General features: G+C 59.7%; 23 protein-coding genes and 1 tRNA gene. 14 read left to right on the top strand and 10 right to left on the bottom strand.

All coding sequences use genetic code 11. From position 1 onward, the window contains the following. Window positions 1-2: 2 nt before the first annotated feature. A complete protein-coding gene (locus tag AC6HU3_RS07825; RefSeq protein WP_497473216.1) occupies window positions 3-1061 on the bottom strand; it encodes a phosphoadenosine phosphosulfate reductase domain-containing protein in 1059 nt (352 codons plus the stop codon). 131 nt (window positions 1062-1192) lie between these two features. Further along, window positions 1193-2344, bottom strand: a complete 1152-nt coding sequence (ispF, locus tag AC6HU3_RS07830; protein WP_497473217.1) for a 2-C-methyl-D-erythritol 2,4-cyclodiphosphate synthase — start codon at window positions 2342-2344, stop codon at window positions 1193-1195. Window positions 2345-2613: 269 nt separating this feature from the next. Between ispF and AC6HU3_RS07835 the strand changes: the two genes are divergently transcribed. The 13 genes from AC6HU3_RS07835 to AC6HU3_RS07895 all read left to right on the top strand — a co-directional run bounded on the left by AC6HU3_RS07835 (window position 2614) and on the right by AC6HU3_RS07895 (window position 16644). After that, window positions 2614-2686, top strand: a tRNA-Trp gene (locus AC6HU3_RS07835). Window positions 2687-2731: 45 nt separating this feature from the next. Then, window positions 2732-2884 (top strand): 50S ribosomal protein L33, encoded by a 153-nt coding sequence (rpmG, locus tag AC6HU3_RS07840; RefSeq protein ID WP_497473218.1) that lies wholly within the window; start codon window positions 2732-2734, stop codon window positions 2882-2884. Continuing rightward, window positions 2881-3081 (top strand): preprotein translocase subunit SecE, encoded by a 201-nt coding sequence (gene secE, locus AC6HU3_RS07845; RefSeq protein WP_497473219.1) that lies wholly within the window; start codon window positions 2881-2883, stop codon window positions 3079-3081. Before rpmG ends, secE begins: the two co-directional genes overlap by 4 nt. Next, on the top strand, window positions 3078-3629 hold the full coding sequence (gene nusG, locus AC6HU3_RS07850) for a transcription termination/antitermination protein NusG (RefSeq protein ID WP_497473220.1): 552 nt from the start codon (window positions 3078-3080) through the stop codon (window positions 3627-3629). The genes secE and nusG overlap by 4 nt, the downstream gene beginning before the upstream one ends. A gap of 12 nt (window positions 3630-3641) precedes the next feature. Then, on the top strand, window positions 3642-4091 hold the full coding sequence (rplK, locus tag AC6HU3_RS07855) for a 50S ribosomal protein L11 (RefSeq protein ID WP_497473221.1): 450 nt from the start codon (window positions 3642-3644) through the stop codon (window positions 4089-4091). Then, a complete protein-coding gene (rplA, locus tag AC6HU3_RS07860; RefSeq protein ID WP_497473222.1) occupies window positions 4084-4797 on the top strand; it encodes a 50S ribosomal protein L1 in 714 nt (237 codons plus the stop codon). Before rplK ends, rplA begins: the two co-directional genes overlap by 8 nt. A 10-nt stretch (window positions 4798-4807) precedes the next feature. Continuing rightward, a complete protein-coding gene (rplJ, locus tag AC6HU3_RS07865; RefSeq protein WP_497473223.1) occupies window positions 4808-5332 on the top strand; it encodes a 50S ribosomal protein L10 in 525 nt (174 codons plus the stop codon). Window positions 5333-5347: 15 nt separating this feature from the next. Next, the gene (gene rplL / locus AC6HU3_RS07870; RefSeq protein ID WP_497473224.1) at window positions 5348-5737 is read left to right on the top strand and encodes a 50S ribosomal protein L7/L12; all 390 of its coding nucleotides are present in this window, start codon (window positions 5348-5350) and stop codon (window positions 5735-5737) included. A 147-nt stretch (window positions 5738-5884) separates the two neighbouring features. Continuing rightward, window positions 5885-9880, top strand: coding sequence for a DNA-directed RNA polymerase subunit beta (gene rpoB, locus AC6HU3_RS07875; protein WP_497473225.1), 3996 nt, complete (start codon window positions 5885-5887; stop codon window positions 9878-9880). Beyond that, entirely contained in the window at window positions 9877-14232 is a 4356-nt protein-coding gene (gene rpoC, locus AC6HU3_RS07880) for a DNA-directed RNA polymerase subunit beta' (RefSeq protein WP_497473226.1), read from the top strand. The genes rpoB and rpoC overlap by 4 nt, the downstream gene beginning before the upstream one ends. A gap of 34 nt (window positions 14233-14266) precedes the next feature. Further along, window positions 14267-14578: a hypothetical protein gene (locus AC6HU3_RS07885; RefSeq protein WP_497473227.1), complete on the top strand. Its 312-nt coding sequence runs from the start codon at window positions 14267-14269 to the stop codon at window positions 14576-14578. Then, window positions 14565-15164 carry an RNA ligase partner protein gene (locus AC6HU3_RS07890; RefSeq protein ID WP_497473228.1) on the top strand — a complete coding sequence of 200 codons (600 nt, stop codon included), beginning with the start codon at window positions 14565-14567 and terminating at the stop codon, window positions 15162-15164. Before AC6HU3_RS07885 ends, AC6HU3_RS07890 begins: the two co-directional genes overlap by 14 nt. A gap of 79 nt (window positions 15165-15243) precedes the next feature. Then, on the top strand, window positions 15244-16644 hold the full coding sequence (locus AC6HU3_RS07895; RefSeq protein WP_497473229.1) for a cyclic nucleotide-binding domain-containing protein: 1401 nt from the start codon (window positions 15244-15246) through the stop codon (window positions 16642-16644). Here AC6HU3_RS07895 and AC6HU3_RS07900 read toward each other — a convergent pair. Beyond that, window positions 16616-17593 (bottom strand): M23 family metallopeptidase, encoded by a 978-nt coding sequence (locus AC6HU3_RS07900; RefSeq protein WP_497473230.1) that lies wholly within the window; start codon window positions 17591-17593, stop codon window positions 16616-16618. The genes AC6HU3_RS07895 and AC6HU3_RS07900 overlap by 29 nt on opposite strands. Window positions 17594-17836: 243 nt before the next feature. Between AC6HU3_RS07900 and AC6HU3_RS07905 the strand changes: the two genes are divergently transcribed. Next, the gene (locus AC6HU3_RS07905; protein WP_497473231.1) at window positions 17837-19294 is read left to right on the top strand and encodes a tRNA sulfurtransferase; all 1458 of its coding nucleotides are present in this window, start codon (window positions 17837-17839) and stop codon (window positions 19292-19294) included. Here the strand turns inward: AC6HU3_RS07905 and AC6HU3_RS07910 are convergent. The 7 genes from AC6HU3_RS07910 to AC6HU3_RS07940 all read right to left on the bottom strand — a co-directional run bounded on the left by AC6HU3_RS07910 (window position 19289) and on the right by AC6HU3_RS07940 (window position 23858). Beyond that, entirely contained in the window at window positions 19289-20224 is a 936-nt protein-coding gene (locus AC6HU3_RS07910; RefSeq protein ID WP_497473232.1) for a hypothetical protein, read from the bottom strand. The two genes, AC6HU3_RS07905 and AC6HU3_RS07910, sit on opposite strands and share 6 nt — an antisense overlap. Before the next feature lie 3 nt (window positions 20225-20227). Beyond that, a complete protein-coding gene (locus AC6HU3_RS07915) occupies window positions 20228-20602 on the bottom strand; it encodes a roadblock/LC7 domain-containing protein (RefSeq protein WP_497473233.1) in 375 nt (124 codons plus the stop codon). Window positions 20603-20689: 87 nt separating this feature from the next. Further along, the gene (locus AC6HU3_RS07920; RefSeq protein WP_497473234.1) at window positions 20690-20983 is read right to left on the bottom strand and encodes an adenylate/guanylate cyclase domain-containing protein; all 294 of its coding nucleotides are present in this window, start codon (window positions 20981-20983) and stop codon (window positions 20690-20692) included. Then, the gene (locus AC6HU3_RS07925; protein WP_497473235.1) at window positions 20968-22440 is read right to left on the bottom strand and encodes a CHASE2 domain-containing protein; all 1473 of its coding nucleotides are present in this window, start codon (window positions 22438-22440) and stop codon (window positions 20968-20970) included. The genes AC6HU3_RS07920 and AC6HU3_RS07925 overlap by 16 nt, the downstream gene beginning before the upstream one ends. Then, complete coding sequence (locus AC6HU3_RS07930) at window positions 22415-23005, bottom strand: FecR family protein (protein ID WP_497473236.1); 591 nt, start codon at window positions 23003-23005, stop codon at window positions 22415-22417. The genes AC6HU3_RS07925 and AC6HU3_RS07930 overlap by 26 nt, the downstream gene beginning before the upstream one ends. Then, complete coding sequence (locus AC6HU3_RS07935; RefSeq protein ID WP_497473237.1) at window positions 22954-23352, bottom strand: tail protein X; 399 nt, start codon at window positions 23350-23352, stop codon at window positions 22954-22956. Before AC6HU3_RS07935 ends, AC6HU3_RS07930 begins: the two co-directional genes overlap by 52 nt. Next, window positions 23349-23858 (bottom strand): hypothetical protein, encoded by a 510-nt coding sequence (locus AC6HU3_RS07940; protein WP_497473238.1) that lies wholly within the window; start codon window positions 23856-23858, stop codon window positions 23349-23351. The genes AC6HU3_RS07935 and AC6HU3_RS07940 overlap by 4 nt, the downstream gene beginning before the upstream one ends. Window positions 23859-24102 lie beyond the last annotated feature (244 nt).

Consider the following 24102-nt stretch of genomic DNA (forward strand, 5'->3'; position numbering starts at 1 on the left):
TCCTATCCACCGGTTTCTTCATACTCCCCGTACCTAGGGTCTGTCCACAACTTCTTGATGTACTGTGCTTCTTCATCATCAATCAAGCGTGAACCTAAATGTTCTTGTAGTTGTGAAAGCTCATAGAAAAGCTTTCTTCTGACTTCCAAGGTCAGCCGACCGGGTTGTCCATTTGGACGATAGTAACGCGACTCAGGAGAAGACGTGACTCGCATGACACGTTCGCGAAACTCCATTAAGGGTCGTAGATGGGCCCACTCATCACGATAGACGAGCTTTGCCATCGCCTTATCCTGCCGCACCACCGTGCACATCCAGCAACCAAATCTTGTCTCTCGTCCGTTATACACCTCAAACTCAAGGCGATGCGTTGGATAACCCCAAGAAGGAGCGTGAAAATTCAGGAAATCCCATACGTCACATTCCTTCCAGTAAGCGATTGGGGCAAGATAAGACACTTTCATCCGCGAACTATGCTTCATCCATACGCCCTGCCCACATTCACCGCCACGGCGGCAAGATGCATAGAGTCGCTTATCACGTGTATGGGATTCACCAAAGCGAACACCTGTCACAATGACGGTTCTTCCAGGTTGGATAATGTTCCGAAGATGTGCTTCTACAGGCTTTATCTTTAATCTTTTAGTACACCATCGGAACCGCTGATGGGGCGGGGGGTATCCTTTCCCTAGCAAGCACACCCAAAACCTATCTTCCAATGCGGGACGTACAATATGAAAGTTCAAAGGCAAAGAGCGAAGACGCTCGAGTTGCTCCAAATCGTTTAAAAAACTAATCGCATGTTGATGGATCACTGGTATTTCCAAAAGCGTATCCGAATAGACCACATCTATACGTTCAACATGTAGTTTTTTCTGTAGGGCGGTTTCTAATGCTAACACAAGTGTTGTCGTAGAATCTTTCCCTCCTGAGAAGGTGAGAACCCAGTGTGTAAGCCCCCCTTCTGTAATTGATGCCATCGCCCGAGCCGTTTCTTGTATTCGCGCTTCTAACGTTGCAGTTTTTTTGTCTTTGAGAATCATTTTTGTCACTTTACTCATTTTCTCCTCTAACGGCGTTCAGTGACACTTCGCAAAATCTCGTTCCTCTAATGAGTGCATCGCAATTGTATTCAAAAAATATTGGCATGTCAACAAACCGTTTTAGAGTCCCGGTAATGAATGAACACTCGCTATGTCTCCCCCATCCCCCACACCGTCACGGTGCAGGCGGCGTCCACGGCTTCGCCGCGTCCCACAGGTCCCACCTTTTCGCCGGTTTTGGCTTTGAGGTTCACCCGGTCCGGCGGGAGGTTCAGGAGCCGGGCCAGGTGCTGACGGATGGCTTCTTTGTGGGGTTTGAGTTTCACGACTTCCAGGAACACCGTGCAGTCCACGTGGACCACCCACAGTCCCCGTCGGTGAAGCATCCGCAGGGCCTCCCGAAGGAACCCTTCGCTGTCCGCACCTTTCCACCGGGGGTCCGTGTCCGGAAAGTGCTCCCCAATATCCCCAAGTCCCGCCGCCCCAAGGAGGGCGTCCACCAGGGCGTGGAGGACCACGTCCCCATCGGAATGGGCTTCCACCCGGAAGGGACAGGGGATCGCCCGTCCCCCCAGACGGAATCCCTCCCCGGGAGCCAGCCGGTGCCGGTCAAATCCCGTGCCCACCCGGATGCCCCCGATCCAGAGGGCTTTCAGGCGATCCAGGTCCTCCGGATAGGTCACCTTGAACATCCGCTCATCCCCGGGCACGGTGTGAACGGGAAGCCCCAGCGTTTCCGAAATGAGCGTGCTCTCGTCCCGGAAGAGGCGTCCTCCGGCCTGTTCCAGAGCCCGAACATACAGGTCCCGCCGGATTTTCTGGGGGGTCTGCACCCGAGCCACCACCGACCGGTCCACCTCCTCGCCCAGGCGATCTCCGGAGATCCGGCGAAGGGTGTCCGGCACGGGCAGGACGGGCACCACCACCTCACCGGGATGGGCGAGAAGGTCCTCCACCACCCGCAGGCTCACCCACGCCCGTGCGGCGTCATGGACGAGCACAACGTCATGACGGGCCTGAGCCACGCCGTTCCGGACCGAGTCCTGACGCTCGGCACCCCCGGCCACCACCTCCACCGACGTATTCCCCTCAAGGAGATCCCGGGCCTCGTGCACCCGATCGGGGTGGACGACGAGCACCACCTGGCCCACCGCCGGGTGGGCGAGAAACCGGGTGAGGGGATACCACCAGAGGGGCCGTCCCCCCAGAGAAGTCCACACTTTGTCCCCACCGAACCGCGTGCCTTTGCCGGCGGCCACCAGGACAACGGAGCAGGGACGAACTTCTGTTTCCCCGGACATGCCCATAGTCTACACGCCTGCAGAAAAACTCTCAAGAAGCGCGGTGTTCCGGACACGGTTATGAATGCCCAAGAAATCATGGCAGGGCGTTCGCCTCAAAGGAACAACGCGTTACAGGACCGGTCATCCGGAATGGGGGGTCCGGCTGGACAGTTCACGCCGTGGGCTGCATCCTGTGAGGGTCGGGAAGAGGTCCCGGATCCCTTCCCGGGTTCCTGGCTTGACAGGGTGGGGGTGGGTGTGTATAATTCTCCACCACCCGAAATGGTAGGGCCGTAGCTCAATTGGCAGAGCTCCGGATTCCAAATCCGGCGGTTGGGGGTTCGAGTCCCTCCGGCCCTGCTTTGGTGTGCACGGGTGGGAGACGAAGGTCGAAGGAGGTGAATCATGCGTGTCATCGTTTCGCTCGTTTGTGAGGAGTGCAAGTCCCGCAACTATACCACCACCAAAAGGCGGGAGAATCGCGAGAAACTCCAGCTTCGGAAATACTGCAAGAAGTGCAGGAAGCACACCCTGCACCGGGAGGGGAAGGTCAAATGAGCCGTGTGCGTGAGGTCGTTCAGTTTGTCCGGGAAAGCTGGGAAGAATTCCGGCGTATGACCTGGCCCACCCGGGAAGCCCTCTGGGGCGGGACCCTGGCGGTGCTGTGGATTTCGGGCTTCCTGACCGTCTATATCTGGATTTCGGACATGATCTCTTCCTGGCTCATCCGAACCCTGACGGGGCTCATGCGATGAAGAAGTGGTTTGTCTTCTGGACTCCCCACGGTCGGGAGAAAAAGGCCAAGAAAATCCTTGAGCGTGTGGTGAAAGAAAAGGGCCTGGAGGACAAGGTCTATCAGATCCTGGTCCCCACCCTGGCCTTTCCCCGGGGCGGAAAGATCGCGGAAAAGCCGCTGTTTCGGGGGTATATCCTGATCGAGATGGAGCCGGATCCTGAGGTGCTTCAGGCCCTCCTCTCGGTGGGAAGCGTGCGGGCGCTCATTGACCGGGAGGCCTTTCAGGCCGCCAACGTGCGGGAGTTCTCCGAGGTGATGACCACCCTCACCGAAGAGGAGGTGCAGCAGATTCTGGCCGTGGTGGAGCAGGAGGAGAAGAAAAAGCAGGAAGAGGTTCCCTTCCTCCCTGGAGAGCAGGTCCGCATCATTGAGGGGCCCTTTTCGGGCGTGATCGGGAAGGTGGAGGAAGTGGATCGGGAACACAAAGAGCTCAAAGTGCTTGTTGAGATTTTTGGTCGAACCACACCGGTCACCCTGAGCTTCACGCAGGTGGAGCGGTATCGGTAAGGAGGCGCTGTCATGCCACCCAAAAAGAAAAAAGAAGTGATTGCAGAGATCAAACTTCAGCTTCCCGCGGGACAGGCTTCGCCCGCGCCCCCGGTTGGCCCGGCCCTGGGTCAGCACGGGTTGAACATTATGGATTTTGTCAACCAGTTCAACCAGCGCACGCGGGATAAGGCGGGATATGTCATCCCTGTGGTCATCCGGGTCTACAAGGACCGCAGTTTCGATTTCGATCTCAAAACGCCTCCGGCATCGGATCTTCTCAAGAAAGCCGCGGGGATTAACAAAGGGTCGGGCGAGCCCAACCGCGTGAAGGTGGGTAAGATCACCACGAAGCAGCTCCGGGAAATTGCCGAGATGAAACTCCAGGATCTCAACACCCGGGATATCGAGGCGGCCATGCGCATCATCGCGGGCACAGCCCGGAGCATGGGCATCGAAATCGTGGAGGACGGTCATGCCTAAGCGGGGAAAACGCTATCGCGCCCTTCTGGAGCAGTTCGATCTTTCCCGTCCGTATCCGCTGGATGAGGCGGTCCGGATTGCCAAATCTCTGGCGACGGCGAAGTTTGACGAGTCCATCGATCTGGTGGTCCTTCTCGGTGTGGACCCGCGCAAGCAGGATCAGAACATCCGGGGCTCGGTGGTGCTTCCTCACGGAACCGGGAAAACCGCGCGGGTTCTGGTGTTCACCCGCGGGGACGAGGCGGAAGAGGCCAAAGAGGCAGGTGCGGATTACGTCGGCTTCAAGGAGTATATTGAAAAGATTCAGCAGGGGTGGCTGGATTTTGACGCGGTGGTGGCCACACCCGACGCCATGCCCGAAGTGGCGAAACTGGGGCGGATTCTGGGGCCCCGTGGCCTGATGCCCAGCCCCAAAACCGGAACGGTGACGAAGAACGTGGGGCAGGTGGTGAGGGAACTCAAGCGGGGGCGTGTGGAGTTCCGGGTGGACCGGTATGGGAATGTCCATATCCCGGTGGGTCGTGCCTCCTTCCCCGAAGAGCATCTCGTGGAAAATATCCTGGCCGTGTTCCGGACCCTCCAGGATCTCCGTCCCGAGGGGTTCAAGGGGACCTATATGAAGCGTGCTTTCATCTCCCCCACCATGGGACCGAGCGTGGAACTGGATCTCAACGATATCTTTCGTCGCATGAAAGTGGCGGCATAGGAGGATTTCCATGGCCCTGACCCTTGAGAAGAAAAAGGCGATTGTGGAAGAGGTTTCCGGCGTCCTTCCCCAGGCCAAGGCCGTGTATCTTGTGAATTTCATCGGCCTCAACGTGGGCGAGATCACCGAACTCCGGGCACGGATCCGGGAGGCAGGGGGCTATTTCAAGGTGGTGAAGAACACCCTGCTGCACCGGGTGTTTGAGGGGACGCCCTATGAGGCCCTGTTCTCCTATCTTGAAGGACCCAACGCCCTCCTCCTTGCCCTGGAGGACGAGGTGACGCCCCTCAAGGCCACCATGGAGTTTTTCAAGGAAGTGGAGAAGGGTGAGGTCCGGGTGGGACAGATCGGCGATGAGGTGGTGGAAGGACCCGCTCTGGAAGCTCTCGCCAAACTTCCGGGTGTTCAGGAGCTCCGGGCTCAGGTGGTGGGGGCCGTCGGTGGGCCCCTCTATGGCCTGGTCTGGAGCCTGAAGGGATTGCTGTCCCAGCTTGTGTGGACGTTGAGTGCCATTTCGGAAAAGAAAAACCAATAAAGGGAGGTTTTTGTCATGGCCAAGCTCACCGTTGAGGAGATCGTCACCGCCATCGAAAATCTGTCGGTGCTGGAGCTCTCTCAGCTCGTCAAGGAACTCGAGGACCGGTTTGGCGTGAGCGCCCAGATGCCGGTGGCCGCGGTTGCGGCTGCGCCTGCAGCGGGTGGCGCGGCGGAGGCGGCGGAGGAGAAAACGGAATTTGACGTGATCCTCAAGGCCTTCCCCGCAGACAAGAAGATCGCTGTGCTCAAAGAGGTGCGTGCCCTCACCGGCCTCGGCCTCAAGGAAGCCAAGGAGCTCATCGAGAACCTTCCCAAGCCCCTGAAAGAAGGCGTGTCCAAGGAAGAGGCCGAACAGATCAAGAAGAAACTCGAAGAAATCGGCGCTGAAGTCGAGGTCAAGTGAGTCTGTCGTGTTCTCGGCCCGTTCCCGGGGGACATCCCCCGGGGGCGGGTGTGTATCCAGCATTGATTGAAAGATCCTGACCGAGAGGAGTCGGACAAGGGGGTATTGCAGGATTCTCCCAAATCTCTGAAGAGGAGGGAAATTTTCATGAATAACGTGCTTCCCACCCGCATCGGGATGCCCAGGGAACGGTATCCCATGCCCAATCTCCTGGTGATTCAGCGGGAATCCTTTGAGGATTTCCTCCAGGAGAACGTCCCTCCCGAGAAGCGCAAAAACCGCGGCCTTCAGGCGCTCTTTCACGAGATCTTCCCCGTCGAGGATCTCAAAGGGGAATACCGCGTGGAGTTTGTGAGCTACCGGGTCGGGGAACCCCGGTTCACCCCGGAGGAGTGCAAGCGGAAAAATCTCACCTATTCCGTGCCCCTGTGGGTCACCCTCCGCGTGGTGCGCCTGGAGAACGGAGAAGTGGTGGACCAGAACGAGCAGGAAGTGTATTTCGCCGACTTCCCCTACATGACGCCCTGGGGCACCTTCATCGTCAACGGCGTGGAACGGGTGATCGTGAGCCAGATTCACCGCTCGCCCGGGGTGTATTTTGAGGTGGAGACCCGGACGGCGACAAGCTGGCGCGCCCTTCTGGTGCCCTATCGGGGCCCCTGGGTGGAAACCTATATCGACGGATCCAAGCAGATGGTGATCGTGGTGTCCAAGCGCCGGAAGATCCCCGTGACGCGGTTTGTCCGGGTGCTCGGATACAAGTCCCACCAGGACGTGCTCCACGTGCTCTATCCACCGGAGGAAAAGACCCTTGAGGAGCTGGAGTCCTCCGAAGGGTCCTGGCTGCTGGCCGAAGAGCTGGTGGACCAGGAAACGGGGGAGGTGGTTTTCACCCTTCTGGAAGAGATCACCCCGGAGGTGCTGGACTGGGCGCGGGACCACGGCAAGACCACCTTCAAGGTGTATGACGCTTTCAACCCCCGTGTGGAGGTGCTGGTCAACACCTTCCGCCACGACCGGATCAAGGATTACGATCACGCGGTGACCAACATCTACCGTACCCTCCGCTATACCCCGCCCAACAGCGTTTCGGAGGGGGAGGCGTATATCCACGATTTCTTCTTCAATCCCCGGCGGTTTTTCCTGGACACCGTGGGGCGTTTCAAGCTGAACTCCCGCCTCCGGCACGACGAACTGGGTCTGGAGGTCCCGCCGGAAGACCTGGAAACCCTGCACATCAACGACTTTATCGCCATTTTCCGCCGGGTGTTTGAGCTCTATATGGGCAACGAGCGGGAAGACGACGTGGACGATCTCTCCAACCGGCGCGTGCGCCGGGTGGGCGAGCTCCTCTCCGAACAGTTTCTCCTTGCCCTTCAGCGGGTGGTGCCCTATATCCGGGAACGCATCCTGATGGAGAAGGAAAGCGCCCGGGTGGTGCCGCGGAAACTCATCAACCCCCGGCAGATCACGGCCATTATTCTTTCCTTCTTCACCACCGAGCGCCTTTCCCAGTTTCTGGATCAGACCAACCCTCTGGCCGAACTCACCCACAAACGGCGAATTTCCGCCCTGGGTCGGGGCGGGCTCACCCGTCAGACGGCCGGGTTTGAAGTGCGGGACGTGCATCCCTCCCATTACGGGCGGGTGTGCCCCATTGAGACACCGGAAGGGCAGAACATCGGGCTGATCCTCTCCCTCACCACCTATGCGAGCATCGATCCCCTCGGGTTCATCACCACCCCCCTCATTAAGGTGTCCCGGGGACGCCTGAAACGGGACAAAAACGGGAACTGGGAAATCCACCGTCTCACCCCCTACGAAGAAGCCCAGTTCAAGATCGCAGCGGCCGATACCCCTGTGGATCCCGAAACCGGCAAGATTCTGGCGGATGAGGTGTGGGTGCGCCACGCCGGGGGATATATGCTGGCCAAACCCTCGGAAGTGGACTTTATCGACGTCTCCCCGCGCCAGATTCTTTCCCCTGCCACAAGCCTGATTCCCTTCCTGGAGCACGATGACGCCAACCGGGCCCTCATGGGGTCCAACATGCAGCGCCAGGCCATTCCCCTCCTGGCTCCAGAACCTCCCCTGATCGGAACGGGCATGGAGGGGAAGGTGGCCCGGGATTCCGGGGCGGTGATTCGGGCCCGGCGGTCCGGCGTGATCCGGTATGTGGATGCCACCCGGATCGTGGTGGAAGCCGAAGAGACGGATCCGAACGCCCTGGAAGGTGAAATGGATGTGTATGAACTCACCACCTTCAAGCGGTCCAACCAGGATACCCTGATCCATCACCGGCCCATCGTGAAGCCGGGCCAGCGGGTGGAAGCCGGCCAGGTGCTGGCGGATGCTTCCGGTACCCACCGGGGTGAACTCGCCCACGGCCGAAATCTGCTGGTGGCATTTCTTCCCTGGTATGGATACAACTTTGAGGATGCCATCGTTCTCTCCGAACGGGTGGTGCGGGAGGATCTCCTCACGTCCATCCACATCCTGGAACTGGAGGTGCAGGTCCGGGAAACCAAGCTGGGACCGGAGGAGGTCACCCGGGATCTCCCGTATGTATCGGAGGAGATGGTGCGGAATCTGGATGAATACGGAATCATCCGGATCGGCGCGGAGGTGAAACCCGACGACATCCTGGTGGGCAAGGTCACGCCGAAAGGGGAGCGGGAACTCACGCCCGAAGAACGACTTATCCTGTCCATCTTCCAGGAAAAAGCCAAAGACGTCCGGGATACCTCCCTTCGGGTCCCTCCCGACGTCCACGGTGTGGTGGCGGATGTGGTGGTTCTCTCCCGCCGGAAAGACGATCCCCTCACCCACAAGCTCATGCAGGAGAAAAAACTCCAGGTGGAGGAAGAATTCCGGGAGAACCTCTCCATGGTGCTCCGGACCTTCCAGGAACATGCCCGACGGCTCCTCGTTGGGAAGCGCCTTGCACGGGACTGGGTGGATGTGTATGGCCGGACGCTCATGAAGAAGGGTGAGGTGATCACGGAGAAGTTCCTGGAAGAACGTCCCTTCTTCAAGCCCATGAGCAGCACGGTGGAGGTACCCTTCTCGGCGGACCTGCTGGAAGATAAGGAGGCGGGGACGCTGTTTGAGCGGGTGATGGAGCGGACCCGGAAGGAGCTGGAGCGGCTCACCGGGCGCTATGAAGAGGAGCTGGACCGGATCGAGCGGGGGGACAACCTGCCGCCGGGTGTCCTCCAGATCATCAAAGTGTACATCGCCCAGAAACGGAAAATCCAGGTGGGTGACAAGCTCGCAGGGCGCCATGGAAACAAGGGGGTGGTGTCCATCATTGCCCCCCTGGAGGACATGCCCTTCATGGAGGACGGAACCCCGGTGGACGTGGTGCTCAACCCTCTCGGTGTGCCCTCCCGAATGAACGTGGGCCAGATCCTGGAAACGGTGCTCGGTCGGGTGGCGGTGGAAGGGCGCAAAAAGCTTCGGGAGATGCTGGATCGGGGCGCACCGGTGGAGGGCATCCGTGCCCTGCTCCGGGTGCTCTATGAAGATCCCCGTCATCCCGAATATCTGGAGGCCATCCAGAACATGACGGACGAGGAGGTCCTGGCCCATGCCCGCCGGCTGGCCGAGGAAGGGATCTATTACGCTGCCCCCGCCTTTGAGAGCCTGTCCATTGAGGACATCCAGAAGAAGCTGGAAGGGCTGGGGCTGGATCCCTCGGGCAAGGTGCCTCTCCGGGACGGGCGTTCCGGGGAGTATTTTGACGCCCCGGCCACGGTGGGGAACATGTACATCATGAAGCTCGTCCACATGGTGGAGGACAAGATCCATGCCCGCTCCACCGGTCCCTACTCCCTGATCACCCAGCAGCCCGTGGGTGGGAAGTCCCGCTTTGGAGGCCAGCGGTTTGGGGAGATGGAGGTGTGGGCGCTGGAAGCCCATGGGGCTGCTTATGCTCTCCAGGAAATGATCACGGTGAAATCCGACGACATTGAGGGCCGGAAGGAGCTCTATCGTTCCCTGATCAAGGGACAGGAGCCGCCTGAGCCCAAGATTCCCGAGTCCTTTAACGTGCTGGTCAAACACCTCCAGGGGCTGGGTCTCTCGGTGGAGATCCTGACCCGGGAGGATGAGAACGACGAAAAAGGGGGGTCTCCTGAATGAGTCCCGATCTTCGGAGTATTCGTCCCAGGGATATGGTGGGGATCCGCCTCCGGCTCGCCTCGCCGGAGGAAATCCGGTCCTGGAGCCGTGGAGAGGTGACCAAGGGCGAGACCATCAACTACCGGACGCAGAAGCCTGAACCCGGGGGGCTTTTCTGCGAAAAGATCTTCGGCCCGGTGAAAGATTACCAGTGCAGCTGCGGCAAATACAAGGGTCCCCGGTTCAAAGGCATCACCTGCGACCGGTGTGGCGTGGAGGTCACCTCCTCCCAGGTGCGCCGGGAACGGATGGGCCACATCGAACTTGCGGTGCCGGTGGCCCACATCTGGTATTACCGGGTGACGCCCTCCCCCATCGCCCTCCTCCTGGATATGAAGGTGAACGATCTGGAGGCGGTCCTTCACTACGACGCCTATGTGGTGGTGGACACCCGCAGCGAGTGGGACAACGCCTTCTTTGAGATGCGGGACCTCCTGAACCTCTATGTCCACCGTCTCCGGAACGAGGGCCTGTTTGACCTTGCGGACAAGTTTGCGGCCAAAGCCAGCCGGATCCCCGAGAAGGAAGTCCACGAGGCCATGGTGCTGAAGGAGTGGGAATACCGCCTCCTTCGCCATGGTCTTCGGGCCTATATGGCCGAGGAAATCGCCGAACTGGAGAAACTCTCCGAATCCCATCCGGGCCTCCAGGATATCGTTGAAGAGCTCAAGAACCATATGGGTTATGACGTGAAGGCGGAGATGGGGGCCGAGCCCATCCGGAAGCTCCTTGCCAAACTCACACCGGAACGGCTGCTTGAGATCCAGGCAGAACTCCGGAGCCAGCTCCAGTTTGAGAAGAAAGCCACGGAGCGCACGCGCATCCTCAAGAAGATCAAGGTGGTGGACGCCTTCATCCAGTCCGGGAATCGTCCGGAGCACATGATCCTCACCGTGCTTCCGGTGATTCCGCCCGATCTCCGGCCCCTGGTGCCCCTGGAGGGGAACCGGTATGCCACGAGTGACGTGAACGATCTTTACCGCCGGGTGATCTCCCGGAACAACCGGCTCAAATATCTGATGGAGATCCGGGCTCCCGAACTCATTCTGAACAACGAAAAGCGCCTCCTTCAGGAAGCGGTGGACGCCCTCCTGGACAACGCCCGGAGGCGGCGTCCGGTGACGGGCAAGGGGGGTCGGAAGCTCAAATCCCTTTCGGACAACCTCCGGGGCAAGAAGGGATTGCTCCGCCGGAACCTGCTCGGGAAGCGGGTGGACTATTCCGGCCGAAGCGTGATCGTGGTGGGGCCCCATCTGAAACTCCATCAGGTGGGTCTGCCCAAGGAGATGGCCATCGAACTCTTCCGCCCCATGGTGGAGCGTAAGCTCGAGGAAAAGGGGATTGCGGCGAACATCCGGGAAGCCCGCCGCATGCTCCAGGAGAGGAACGAGGAAATCTGGGCCATTCTGGAGGAAATCACCCGGAACCATCCGGTTTTCCTGAACCGTGCGCCCACCCTGCATCGCCCCTCCATCCAGGCGTTTGAACCGGTGCTGGTGGAGGGCAAGGCCATCCAGCTCCATCCCCTGGTGTGCACGGCGTACAATGCGGACTTTGACGGTGACCAGATGGCGGTGTTCGTGCCCATTCTCCCGGAAGCCCAGCTTGAGGCCTATATGCTCGTGCTCTCCCCCCACAACATCATCTCACCAGCTCACGGTCGCCCCCTGGCTTCGGCAAGCCAGGACATGGTGATCGGCATCAACTATCTCACCAAAATCCGTCCGCGGGCGAAGGGCGAGGGCCGCATGTTCTACAGCGTGGAAGAACTTGCCCGGGCGGTGGAGCAGGGACGGGTGGATCGCCTGGCGAAGGTGAAACTCCCTGCCACCGAGCCGTTCTTCCGGAAGCACCGGGTGCTCCACACCGGGAGGAACGAATCTTCCTCCATGCCGGAACAGGGGGTGATCGAGACCACCTTCGGGCGGATCCAGTTCAACGAGATCATCCCCGAAGACCTGGGCTATTTCAACTATGAGTTCGGGAAAAAGGACATCTCCAGCCTGGTCCTTCAGGTCTTTCGCAAACATGGCACCCGGCGGACGGCGGAATTTCTTGAGGCCATGAAGAACCTCGGGTTCTTCTATGCCACGAAGAGCGGCCTCACCTTCGGCATGACGGACATGGTGGTCCCGAAGGAGAAGGAGGCCATCATCCGGGAGGCCTTCAAAGAGGTGGAGAAGATCGAACGGGCCGCCCGGAAGGGGATCATCTCCAAGGCTGAACGGTATCAGAAGATCCTGGACGTGTGGACGCGGGCCACGGATCAGGTGAAGGACGCCATGATCCGCGCGATGGCCCAGGATCAGGATGGGTTCAACCCCATCCACATGATGGTGCACAGCGGTGCCCGAGGCAATGTGGATCAGGTCCGGCAGGTGGCGGGGATGCGAGGCCTCATGGCCCGTCCCACCAAGTCCAAGGATATGCTGGGCGATTTCATTGAAACGCCCATTATCTCCAACTTCCGGGAAGGCCTGTCGGTTCTGGAATACTTCATCTCCACCCACGGTGCCCGGAAAGGGCTCTCCGACACGGCCCTCAAAACGGCGGATGCCGGCTATCTCACCCGGAAGCTCGTGGATGTGGCCCATGAAGTGGTGGTGGTTGAGGAAGACTGCGGCACGCCCCAGGGTCGCCGGATGCGGGCCCTCAAAGATGGGGACGTGATCATTGAGCCCCTCTCCGAGCGGATTGTTGGGCGGGTGGCTGCCGCGAGCGTGCGTCACCCGGAGACCAAAGAGGTGATCGTGCCCGAAGGGGAAGTGATCACGCCCGAACTTGCGGAGAAGATCGAGAAGGCCGGTGTGGACGAGGTGGTGGTCCGTTCGGTGCTCTATTGTGCCTCCCGCCGCGGTGTGTGTGCCAAATGCTATGGGTGGAACCTGGCCACGGGCCGCATGGTGGAGATCGGAGAAGCCGTGGGGGTGATCGCCGCCCAGTCCATTGGGGAACCGGGGACCCAGCTCACCCTCCGGACGTTCCACACCGGTGGTGCAGCCGAACGGGTGACCCAGGAGCCCCTGATCCGTGCACCTTTCTCCGGCACCGTCCGGTTTGAAAACATCCGGGTGATCGAACGGAGGGATGGGGAGCGGATTGTGCTCTCCAAACAGGGGCGGTTGATTCTGGAGAGCGAGGATCGCAAGAGAGCGTTTGACATCCCCCATGGTGCCTTTTTGCGGGTTTCCGATGGAGAGCACGTGGAGCGGGGCACCATCCTTGCGGAATGGGAGGTGTATGCCCTTCCGGTGATCGTGACCCAGGAAGGGATTCTGCGGTATCACGGTCTTGTGGAAGGGATCACCCTGAAGGAGAGTGTGGAAGCCGGCCGGGTGGAGCGGATTGTCCAGATTGACCGTCAGCGCCGGCACTTCCCTGAGGCCCATGTGGTGGATCCTCAGACGGGTGAAGTGCTGGAGGTGATCCCTCTCGTGGAAGGGGCCCGTCTCATCGTGGGGGATGGAGAGGAGGTTCATCCCGGTGATGTGATCGCCCGGCTCCCCAGGGAAGTGGGCCAGACCCGGGACATCACGGGAGGACTCCCTCGCGTGACCGAACTCTTCGAAGCCCGGACGCCCAAGAACAAGGCGCTCATTGCGGAGATTTCCGGTCGAGTCAGGGTCACGCTGGACCGTGAAAAGAAGGTGTATGTGGTGCAGATCGTGGGACGAAACCGGCAGAAGGAATACACGGTTCCCTATGGACGCTATCTCCTGGTGGCAGACGGAGAATGGATCGAAGCCGGCACGCCCATCACCACCGGGCCGGTGGATCCCAAGGATCTCCTCCGGGTGAAGGGGAAGGCCTTTGTCCAGGAATTCCTTATGGACCAGATCCAGCAGGTGTACCGCACGTCCGGTGTGTCCATCAACGACAAGCACATCGAGGTGATTGTCCGGCAGATGTCCCGGAAGGTCCGGGTGGAGAAGCCCGGGCACACGCCCTTCGTCACGGGGGATATCGTGGACCAGGCGGTGATCCAGGAGATCAACCGGAAGGTGATCCAGCAGGGGGGCAAACCCGCCCAGACCCGGCCCATTCTCCTCGGCCTTTCCCGAACGGCCCTGAACACGGAAAGCTTTATCTCGGCGGCCAGCTTTCAGGAGACCACCAAAGTCCTGGCCCAGGCCGCGATTGCCGGGAAGGTGGACCATCTGCGTGGTCTCAAGGAGAACGTGATCGTGGGGAATCTGATCCCTGCGGGGACAGGAACCCGGGCCTTCCAGCGGATCCAGGTGGAGGTTCCCGACGAGGTCAAGCAGGTGGAGGTTCTGGACTTCGAGATCGAGGAAGAGAAAGAGGTGGCATGAGACCATCGGGGGTGGGGGAGGCCCCACCCCCGGCATGCTGATGAACACGCTCATCCACCGGGAGTTTTCACCGGAAGAGCTTGAAGCCTTCCGGAAAGCCATCGCCCGCAGGATTGTCTCCATGCGGCTGGGGGTTCCAGCCGTGGTGATGCTGGAAGCCTCCCTTCCCCTCTCCTTTGCTTCGTCCCAGCTCCTCGTGGCCATGGCGCCGTTTCTGGAAACCTTTGCGCCGGGATCGGAGGGCCTTGCCAAGTTCCGGGCGATCCTGGAAAATCGAGAAGAGATCCGCAAACTCATCGAAGAAATCGAGCGACTCGAAAACGGAGAGGACGATGGACCTTCCTGAAGAGCTGGCTTCTTCCCCTCCGGACCGGGTGGTGGTGGACACCAGCTTTTTCACCAATCCAGAAGCCCGGGGAAGTCTGGGAGAGACACCCACAGAAGCCCTGAACCGGTTTGTGGCGCTCGTTCGGGACCGGAGAACGGTGGAACTGTATATGCCTCCCTCCGTGTTCGACGAACTTCTCCATTTTGTGGATCGAGAGGCCCTCCCCGGAGATTTTGAGATTGTGGTTCGCCTTCGTTCCCCCCGGCGGTTTCAGATCATGGTGCCGGGGTTTCTCCTGTATGAACTCATTGACGAGGTGAGAGAACGTATCAACCGGGGACTCCGGGTGGCGGAGGAAGCGGTGCGGGAAACCCGTCAGCGAGATCCGGAAAAGATCATCACCATGCTCCGGGAGCGATACCGCAAGGCCCTCCGGGAAGGCATCATTGATTCCAGGGAAGATGTGGATCTCATTCTCCTTGCCCTGGAGCTGGACGCCGCCCTCCTCACCGCAGATCAGGGCATCATCCGCTGGGCGGAACGGATTGGTTTGCGGTTGCTCCACCCCCGGGCGATGGTGAGCTATCTGCAGGGCGAAGACTGACCTCTCCGGCGTGTGATTTTTCTCACATTGCGTTCGGGGGCATTCCTATATCTTTTTCCCTGATCCAGGATGTCAAGGGATGGGAGGTATGGAGATGTACGAGTTCTTTGTCAGTCTGCCGGAAGATGTGGCACGGGATCTCATGGATCGGGCAAAGCCCCGGGACGTTCAGCCAGGAGAAGTTGTGATTCAGCAGGGGGTGTCTCCAGGAGCCCTCATGTGGGTGGAGCGGGGTGTCCTTGATGTGGTTCGTGAAGGAACGGCGTTTCCCCTCGCCCATGTCGGCCCTGGAGAGGTTCTGGGAGAGATCTCGTTTGTCACCGGAGATGTCGCCGTGGCCAGCGTGGTAGCCCGGGAGCCTTCCCGTGTGTATCGGATCCCCTTTCCAGAGTTACTCGCCTGGCTTGACCGCCATCCTGAAAAGGCCTCCCGTTTCTATGCATCGCTTTCGCAGATGCTGGCCCATCGGCTGAAACAAAATCTGGAATATCTCCCACCTGTGGTGTTCCCTCCAGAGTTTTCGGAAGTGATTCAGGAGATCAAACACGAGCTCCCTATCCTGGATCGAGAAATCCGGAAAAAAGGATGGAAAGAGGCAGAAGAATCGGTGGAAAAGGGGAAACGGTTGTTTTTCCGGTTGCATGACTTTCTTCACAAGATGGCCCACGCGCTTGAAATGGATGATCACGGTTTCCATGGGTCCATTGCCCGTTCGATTCGACGGGAATTCTATCCATGGGTGCTCCATACGGACCTTCTGCGTCGCGCCCTGGAGAAACCCCGGGGTTATGCGGGGGATTATGCAACCATTCTCAAAATCTATCGTCGGGAGAGTCTTGCCCGGGAACCCATCGGACGAGTTCTGGATGAGGGGGCGCTGGAAATTCCCGCTTCCCGAGCGGTACGAAACCGGAAGGGCCTGATGAGGGAAGTTATTCTGCACACGGTGAATTCTGCTCTCTCCTTCCCCGTCCGGGTGGTGAGTCTTGCCTGCGGACCCGCTGAAGAGATCTGGGATCTTCTGGAAACCCATCCTGACCTGCCCATCGAATTTCATGCGGTGGATCTGGATGCTGAGGCCCTGGCGTATGTGCAACAGCGCGCTGCACACGTGAACATCCCCGTGTCGACCTATCAGCAAAATCTGCTTCAGGTGGTTTTTGAAAGGGAAAATTTCGGGTTTCCCCAGGCAGATCTTGTGTACAGCATCGGTCTGATTGATTATTTTCGGGACCGCTTTGTGATCCGTCTTCTGAACCGGGTGTATGAGCATCTGAAACCGGGAGGCAAAGTGATCCTGGGAAACTTTCACCCCCGCAACCCTTCCCGTGCCCTGATGGAATGGCTGGTGGACTGGCATCTCATTCACCGAACCGAAGAAGACATGGCCCACCTGTTCGAAAACAGCAGGTTTCAGTCGCGCCCCATCGTCACGTTTGAGGCCGAGGGGATCAATCTGTTTGCGTCAGCAGTTCGGTGAGAGGGGCATACGAATACACGGGCCCGACGCTCCTCCATACCCGATCGTTTCTGACCAGGAAACGCCCCTCAAACTGGATGGGAATGCCGCTTTCTGTCTCCGGGTGGACGGCATGGATGTGGAGGTGGGGTTCCGTGGTGTTGCCGGAATTTCCCGCATGCCCCAGAGGTTCGCCGGCCGTGACCGTGTCTCCGGTGGCCACCCTGACGCTGTTTTGCCGGAGGTGGGCGAGAATCACGTGGGCGGTTCTGGATCCGAAAGAACATTCAAGGATTACGTGGTTTCCTGCGGGATTCAGGGTATCGCGAACGTCCATGGAAGGCTTGCGATCCGGAAGCCCGTCCACGGCCCGGATCACCCTTCCCGTGCAGGGGGCCAGAACCCGATCGTTCCAGATGGCATACCGCGCGACATCCTGGGGATACAGGCCCTTGGCACGGAAGCCCCACGAATTCAGTTTCACGATGTCCAGCGCGTAGCGCTGTGTTCTGGAGGGATAATGGTAATTGAGCAAAACGTTGCTCCCTCCGTGGGCGATGGCATAGGATCCACAGCACAGGGGGAAATGGAGGGAAACGGCCTGTTCTCCGGGGGCGCGACGGCCCTGCACATCCAGGGCGGTGAGCACACCAAAAACCGAAGCCAGGGCAAGGATGCCGATGAGGGAAAAGCCGCGTTTCCGGGTGAAGGGCGTGTATGCGGGGAGCTGGCGTACCCTTATGAAAAATCGAGCAAAGACGAGGAAGGTCAGAATCGCAAGGAGCATCCGGATGGGGTAGCCCAGCCAGTCCCATCGCAGACGCAGCAGGGCATCCAGGATATAGAAGCCGACAAACGCGCCGTGCGCCGATGCATCCACCCGGTCCTGAAAGGCCCCGCGCCACAACTGGAACAGCAGGGCCGCAGGAAGGACCACCCCCAGGATCAGAAGAAGGAATCCTGCCCCCATGGGGAAAGGATACAGTTCTCGGGTGGGAGGTTCCACCGGACACCATCCGGGACTGGGTGCCCTTCCAGGGCACCAGGCTTGGCTGACGTGGATGATGTGGAAAGGCGGGCACAGTTGGGAGCGATGGGGCAGATTTTTGTTATGCTTTGACGGGGAGAGACTTCACCCCCCGGTGATGGGGATGTTTCGGTGAAACACGTGTATACTATACCGGAACATCGCCATAACGGGTGACGGAAATTCATGGAATCCCGTCTGTATCTCCTTCGACCTGCGGAGCTGGTGCTGAAATCCACACCGGTGCGGCGGCGGATGATGCGCCGCCTTGCGTCCAACCTGAAAGCCGGCCTGAGGCGGAAGGGGATGGCCTTCGTGCTTCAGGAACAGTGGGATCGGTTTCTCCTGGAGGCGCCACCGGAGGCGGAGGCCGTCCTCCGCCGGCTGTTTGGCCTTCGCTCCTTTTCTCCCATTGTCCGGATCCCTTCCACGGAGAAGCACGTGATTCTGGAGAAAGCCCGGGGGGTGTTTGCCCCCCATGTGGTGGGCAGCACCTTTGCCGTTCGGGCCCGGCGAAGTTCCTCGGTGAAACTTTCAAGCCGGGAGGTGGAGCGGGAACTTGGAGCCCGCCTGGTGGAGGCCGGTGGAAAGGTGGATCTCACCCATCCAGATGTGACCTGCCATGTGGACATCCGGGAGGGGGAGACCTATCTGTATCATGAGCGGATCCCGGGGCCGGGGGGACTTCCCCTGGGTGTGGATGGGGCCACCCTGGTGCTCCTTTCGGGCGGGTTTGATTCGGCGGTGGCAGCCTGGGAGATGATGCGCCGGGGTGTTCCCGTACGGTTTGTGTTTTTTGAGCTGGGGGGGTGCGCTCACCGGGCAGGGGCTCTCGGCGTGGCCCTCAAACTGTTTGAAGACTGGATGTTTGGAGATGAGGAGGCCTGGGTGGAGATCGTCCCGGGCACGCCCATTGTGGAACGCTTGCGGGAGGAGGTGCCGGAGCGTTTCTGGAATGTGATGCTCAAGCGGGTGTTTTATCAGGTGGGCCGGAGGATTGCGGAGAGGGAAGGTCTGGTGGGCCTTGTGACGGGAGAGGCGGTGGGGCAGGTTTCCTCCCAGACTCTGACAAATCTTGCTGCCGTGTCGGTGTCCTTTGATTTTCCGGTGTGGCGGCCCCTTCTCACGATGGAGAAAGAAGAGATCATCCACAGAGCCCGGGACATCGGAACGGCGAGCCTTTCGGAAAAGGTTGCGGAATATTGTGCCATCACTCCGCGAAAGCCCGTCACGGTGGGCAAGCCCGATCGGGTGCGGGCCTATGAGGATCGACTGGGGCGGTCCTGGTATGAGGAACTTGCCCGGGCGGGGGAGCGGGTGGCGCTCCGGGACCTGGACTGGGTGGACATCCACCATCTGGAGGTTTCGGTGGATGAACCGCCTCCAGATGCGGTGTGGATTGACCTCCGCTCTGAGGGCCCTCCCCTTCCGGTGGACGCGCTGCGCCTTTCCCCTCAGGCGCTTCAGCAAAACCTCCCGTCCCTGGATCCGTCCCGGACGTATGTTCTCGTCTGTCCCCGGGGAACTCTGTCCGCCGATCTGGCTCACCTGATGCGGACCCACGGGTTCCGGGCGTACTCCTATCGGGGGGGAGCGAAACGGCTTTTGCAAAGGGCGGGAGTTCCAGGAAATCGTGCCCTATGAAGGATTTGCGTTTAGCGTTTCCTGAATCAGCACTTCTTCCAGGGATTCCTCCGGAGATTGGAGATACACGGTTTCCCCATCCAGATGGAGAGGCCTGCACGCGCACTGGATCATCTGGAACAGAGCAGGAGGCAGCGGAAGGTCCTTTTCGTGAAGAACGAGGTGTGCCCGCTGGAAAAGGGGGCGGAGATAAGCAATCCGGTCTGCCTTCCAGTCATGGATGCCATACAGGCCGATGTGGAGACGTTCCCGTGTGAAATAGGCATAGACCACGGAACGTCCCCGGCGCTTGAGGAAAGGGAGCAGTCCGAGCGCGTCAAAGAAACGCTGAAGGTGGTGCTCATTTTGGAACAAAATTACGACATTTCGGCGGGCGGGGACATGGCCTTGCGAAACGGTCTCTTCGGTGGAACGGAGAATGCCGCGGTCACACCACAGGCACAGGGTGCGCATGATTTCAAGATCGGAACGAGGATCTCCATCGAGTAAATCCATGAGGGAACGGGGTGTATGCAGAAGTTCGAAAAGGCGCTGATCCTGAGGAGAAAGCGTGCGGATGTCCTCTTCCCCGTGGAGGCGGAAAACGGCCGAAAGGCTGAACCCACGGGTTCTCAGCAGTGTCCAGAACTCGTCGTTTCGGGCCTGGACTTCCAGGAGATCCAGTTCCCCAAAGGAGAACTCCCGCGATGGTGGGGGATCCAGCTGGAACCGAACTTCGCCTTCCTGGGTGCTCCACCAGATCCGTTCCAGCGCCTTAATCCCGGTCCACCGTCCCGTTGTCGCCCCAACCACTTTACCCGTCTCCACCCACAGCTGTCCATGAGGTGTGGTGAGGATACCGTCCTCGCCCAGAAGGAGGGCAAACTGGACGGCTTCAAAAATCGTCACACGTCCTTTGATCAGACGCAGGCGAAAAAGATCCTCGCCCATGAATTATTCCTGAAGCGCTTTCTCAATCTCAGATGTATATTTTTTAAACACCGCCCGGACCAGGCCAAGCTGGGATTGTGGACGGACGGTGATGCCTTGATAAAAGTCGCCGGAGAGCCGGAAAAGGATGATGATAACCTCGGGCCCGGAAAGGATCATCTCATCCAATCGGCCCCATCCGCTATAGTCAAACGCTTTCTGCGTCGACTGGAAAGCCTGGGTGAACATGCCGGCAGGGACTTCCAGATCGATGCCTGGATCACTCACATAGCCCGCCACCGGCAAACCGTCCTCCAGCGAAATGAGCCCGCAGGCGATCACATGAGGAATATCCCGGGCCATCGCTTCCTGCAAACCGTTGAGTTTTTCGATATTCATCGGTTCCCCCTTGGTTTGGAATGAAGGCCTACTTTTCTATTATATGGAGTTTAAAAAGCGCCTGCAACGTTGACTGAAGGGCTCAAATTAAGGTTGGGCATGGGGGGACAGGTGCGGACCGGGAGAGAAGATGTTCAACGTGAAGACCCGAACCGGTTTCTCTTTCCCTCGAAGGGTGAAGGTTCCCACCGGGATGGCATCATCGCAGCATGGGGCAAAGTCCTCGGTGAACAGGATGGGGAATCCCGTTTGTTTGCTCAGTTCCTGGAGCCGGTGTGCCACGTGCACCACATCCCCGAACACCGAATATTCCCTTCGATGGGGTGGCCCGAAATGACCCACCAGGGTGGTTCCATAGGCGAGGGTCACACCGGCACGCACACCGTATTCGGATTGAAGAACCGCCAGACGAGCGAGTAGCTCCCGCGCACATCGAAGGGCCACGCAGGGGGCCTCTGGCAGAGGGTTGGGGTCGCCGAACACCACGAGCACCCCATCCCCCACAAATTTGCCACGGTTCCGCGATGGGCATAGACCGTTTCCACCACCAGCGCGTAGTAGCGATCCAGAAACTCCCCGATGGTTGAAGGATCATGACGCTCGGCAAAGCCGGTGAACCCTCGAAGATCCACAAACATCACCACGAGTTCCCGGAGGTGAGCCCGGGTGAGGCGTTCGGGAGATTCACGGAGAAGTTCTTCCAGTACCACTTCAGACACATAGGCCCGGAAAAGGTTGGCAAGATAAGCCCGTTCCCGACGCTGCTCCCGGAACCGGAGCAGCCAGGCATTCATGCCCATGACGGTGACCATCCCCACGGGCCACACCTGAGGCCAGATCCAGCCCAGGCGCAGGCCCGTGAACACCTGGGCGCTTAATGCAACGAGAACATAAACCCCAAGCCATCGCCAGGCCCCAGCTGCGGCGAGTCCCCACAGGATCAGGATATGAACCAGAAGAAAGAAACGCGGTGCCGATCGGGGGCCATAACCCAGCGAGGCGTGGTGGGCACCGATATGGGCAAGGACCCCGGGGGTTTTCCTCCCCCATAAAGGAAGTTCGTCCTTCAGGGAAGAAGCGGTGGCCCCGATCCAGACACGCTTCCCGTGAAAGACCTCAGGAGGGACCTGACCATCCAGTACTTCAAGAAAGGAAACGTGGGGAATGTCGGCAAGTTGAAGGGGAGGTATCCAGCGGGGGGAAGGTGGTGGATCCGTGGCCCCGCAGAGGGCGAAGGCCCCCAGGGTATCCACGCCTGATATCACATGAGACAGGGAACGCCGGAGAATTCCGTCCCCATCCAGCAAAAATTCCACGAAGCCCGCGGCAAGAGGGGCAAAGACAGGTGCAAGAGGGTGGGGGGAGAATGTGGGGATCTCTTGAGGCCCGGGGGCTGAAAAGCCCAGGAGGGCCAGGGCCCCTCCCCGTACCCAGCCCACAGGGGGATGCAGGACCCCGGAGCCGGGCAGGCAAATCGGAAAGGGCATGCGGGTGAGATTCAGGGCCACGAGAGAATCTCCCGGATGGGGGTGCAGGAAGAGAATATCGATCCACACGGTATCGGGACGGGCGGGATGCATGGCCTCAAGGAGGTCCACCCAGACCCTGCGGTCCCACCGGGGAGGTTCGCCCAGCCGGGCAAGGGTCTGTTCATCAATGGTGATGAGGATGTCGTGATTCAGCACATCCGGAGGGACGGCGCGGGGAACCACCGGATTCTTGAGCATCCCTTCCACCATCGCAGGATAGGTCGGGAAAAGCCAGAGGAAGACGGAATAGAGCAACCCGGTCAGGGCGACCGCGAATCGCCCCTCAGGGTAGGCGAAGAATTTGGACATGCTGACGAAGGGGCTCGCTCTCAAGCCCCAGGGAATCCCGTCCAATCCATTCCAGGGTATATTCTCCCGGTTCCAGAGAAATCGGAAGGGTTCCTGACGAAAGGAGGGTATCCATCAGGATGGCTTCGGGGGAAAGCACCCGCAACCGGACGTCTCGAAGGTGATCACGTTTCCATCGAAGGAGCAGGGGAACTTGAGATGCCCCGGCAATGAGAATCCTGCGGGGAAGGGGCGAGACCGTGGGAGGGGGAGGAAGGGGCTGGGGTGGGAGCGGGGGTTCCTGGGAGCGGACCAGGGTTCCGGTCCCTTCCGGAAGGTCCACACGTCCTGCAGGGTTCTGGATGGAAACCTTGCCCCGGAACACCATGTTTCGTGTCACGGTGTCGGTGACCTTCAGAGATGTCCAGGTCCCCCGAATGCCTCCTGTGGCACTGGGTGTGACAACGTCCACTTCTTTGGAAAGCCCTGCCAGGCGTCTCAGACGGACTTCGATCGCACCGTGAATCACCCGGATCAGGGCTTTGAGATCAAAGGGATCCACCCGGCGCAGTTTCTCGATGACCACCCTCCCGGGTCCCTCCCACTGACCCGGGAACCATCCGAAAAAACGGCCACCACCCGGGCAAGGGTATCCAGCGTGAGGGTGTCCCCTTCCTTCAGAAAGGCCCCGGGCTGGAGAGGCACATCGGCCGGTGTGCGCTGCGCCCGCCCCACCACGACCAGGACTTTCGCTTCGGCTGGAATTTCCGGGACCTGAATCTCATCTGAGGGACGGGGCTTGTCCGGGTTGGCTTTTCTCAGGGCAGTGACATAGTCCCGGCTTCCATACAGTCGCAGGGAAAGAGATTCCCAGGTGTCTCCCGGGCGGGCGAACACCGTTTGTGCCAGAAGAACGAGCGCCCATCCCATCATGGGACGATCTCCAGGTTGAGGATGGCCATTTTCCTGGCGGTTTCTGTTGTGTTCCGAATCTCCAGATCCACGTCCGTTTCGGCCGGAAGGTGTTCAAAAAGTGTGCGGACCACGGTGAGGGCACGCCACCGGGCCAGGTGTTTGTTGAGTGCGGGATCACCCTCCGGCGTCGCGGTGCCCATCACCACACCTCGGACCCTCCGGGGGGCGGGAGAGAGCAGGGTGCGAAGTGCTTCCAGGCGTTTCTGGCTTTCCGGTGTGAGGATGAGGAAGGAAGAGAAGAAGAGGGTATCCTGAATGACCTTTCGAGATGGGGATGGGGCGGAAGCCTTCTCAGCAGGCTGAGAAGAAGGTGGGGAAGGAGAGGGACCGGAGGGTGAGGCAGGTGGAGGGGAGATCGGGTGAGACGAGGGTGAAGAAAACGCCACAAGGTCCACGGTGTCCGTGTCACCCAGATACAGCGCCAGGGTCTCGTTTCCCACCACCACGGTCCACAGGGCCTGCATCGCTTCATCTGGACCAGCGAAAACAGCCCATGTGTCCCGTTCTTCTTCAGGCCACACCCCGGGGGGCGGGAAGATAACTGTCCCCGGACGAACGTGAATCCCGACCCGCCGCAGGTGCACCATCTGTTCCTCCGGTGGATGGGCATGGAGGGAGACTGGACATGCGGCCGTCAGGATCAGGCCAATTCCCCAGAATCCCCACGGACGTCTCCTGTTTCCTCGCATGATGTTTTTCTGGAGGGGA

The organism is Caldifarcimen microaerophilum, from assembly GCF_055387105.1.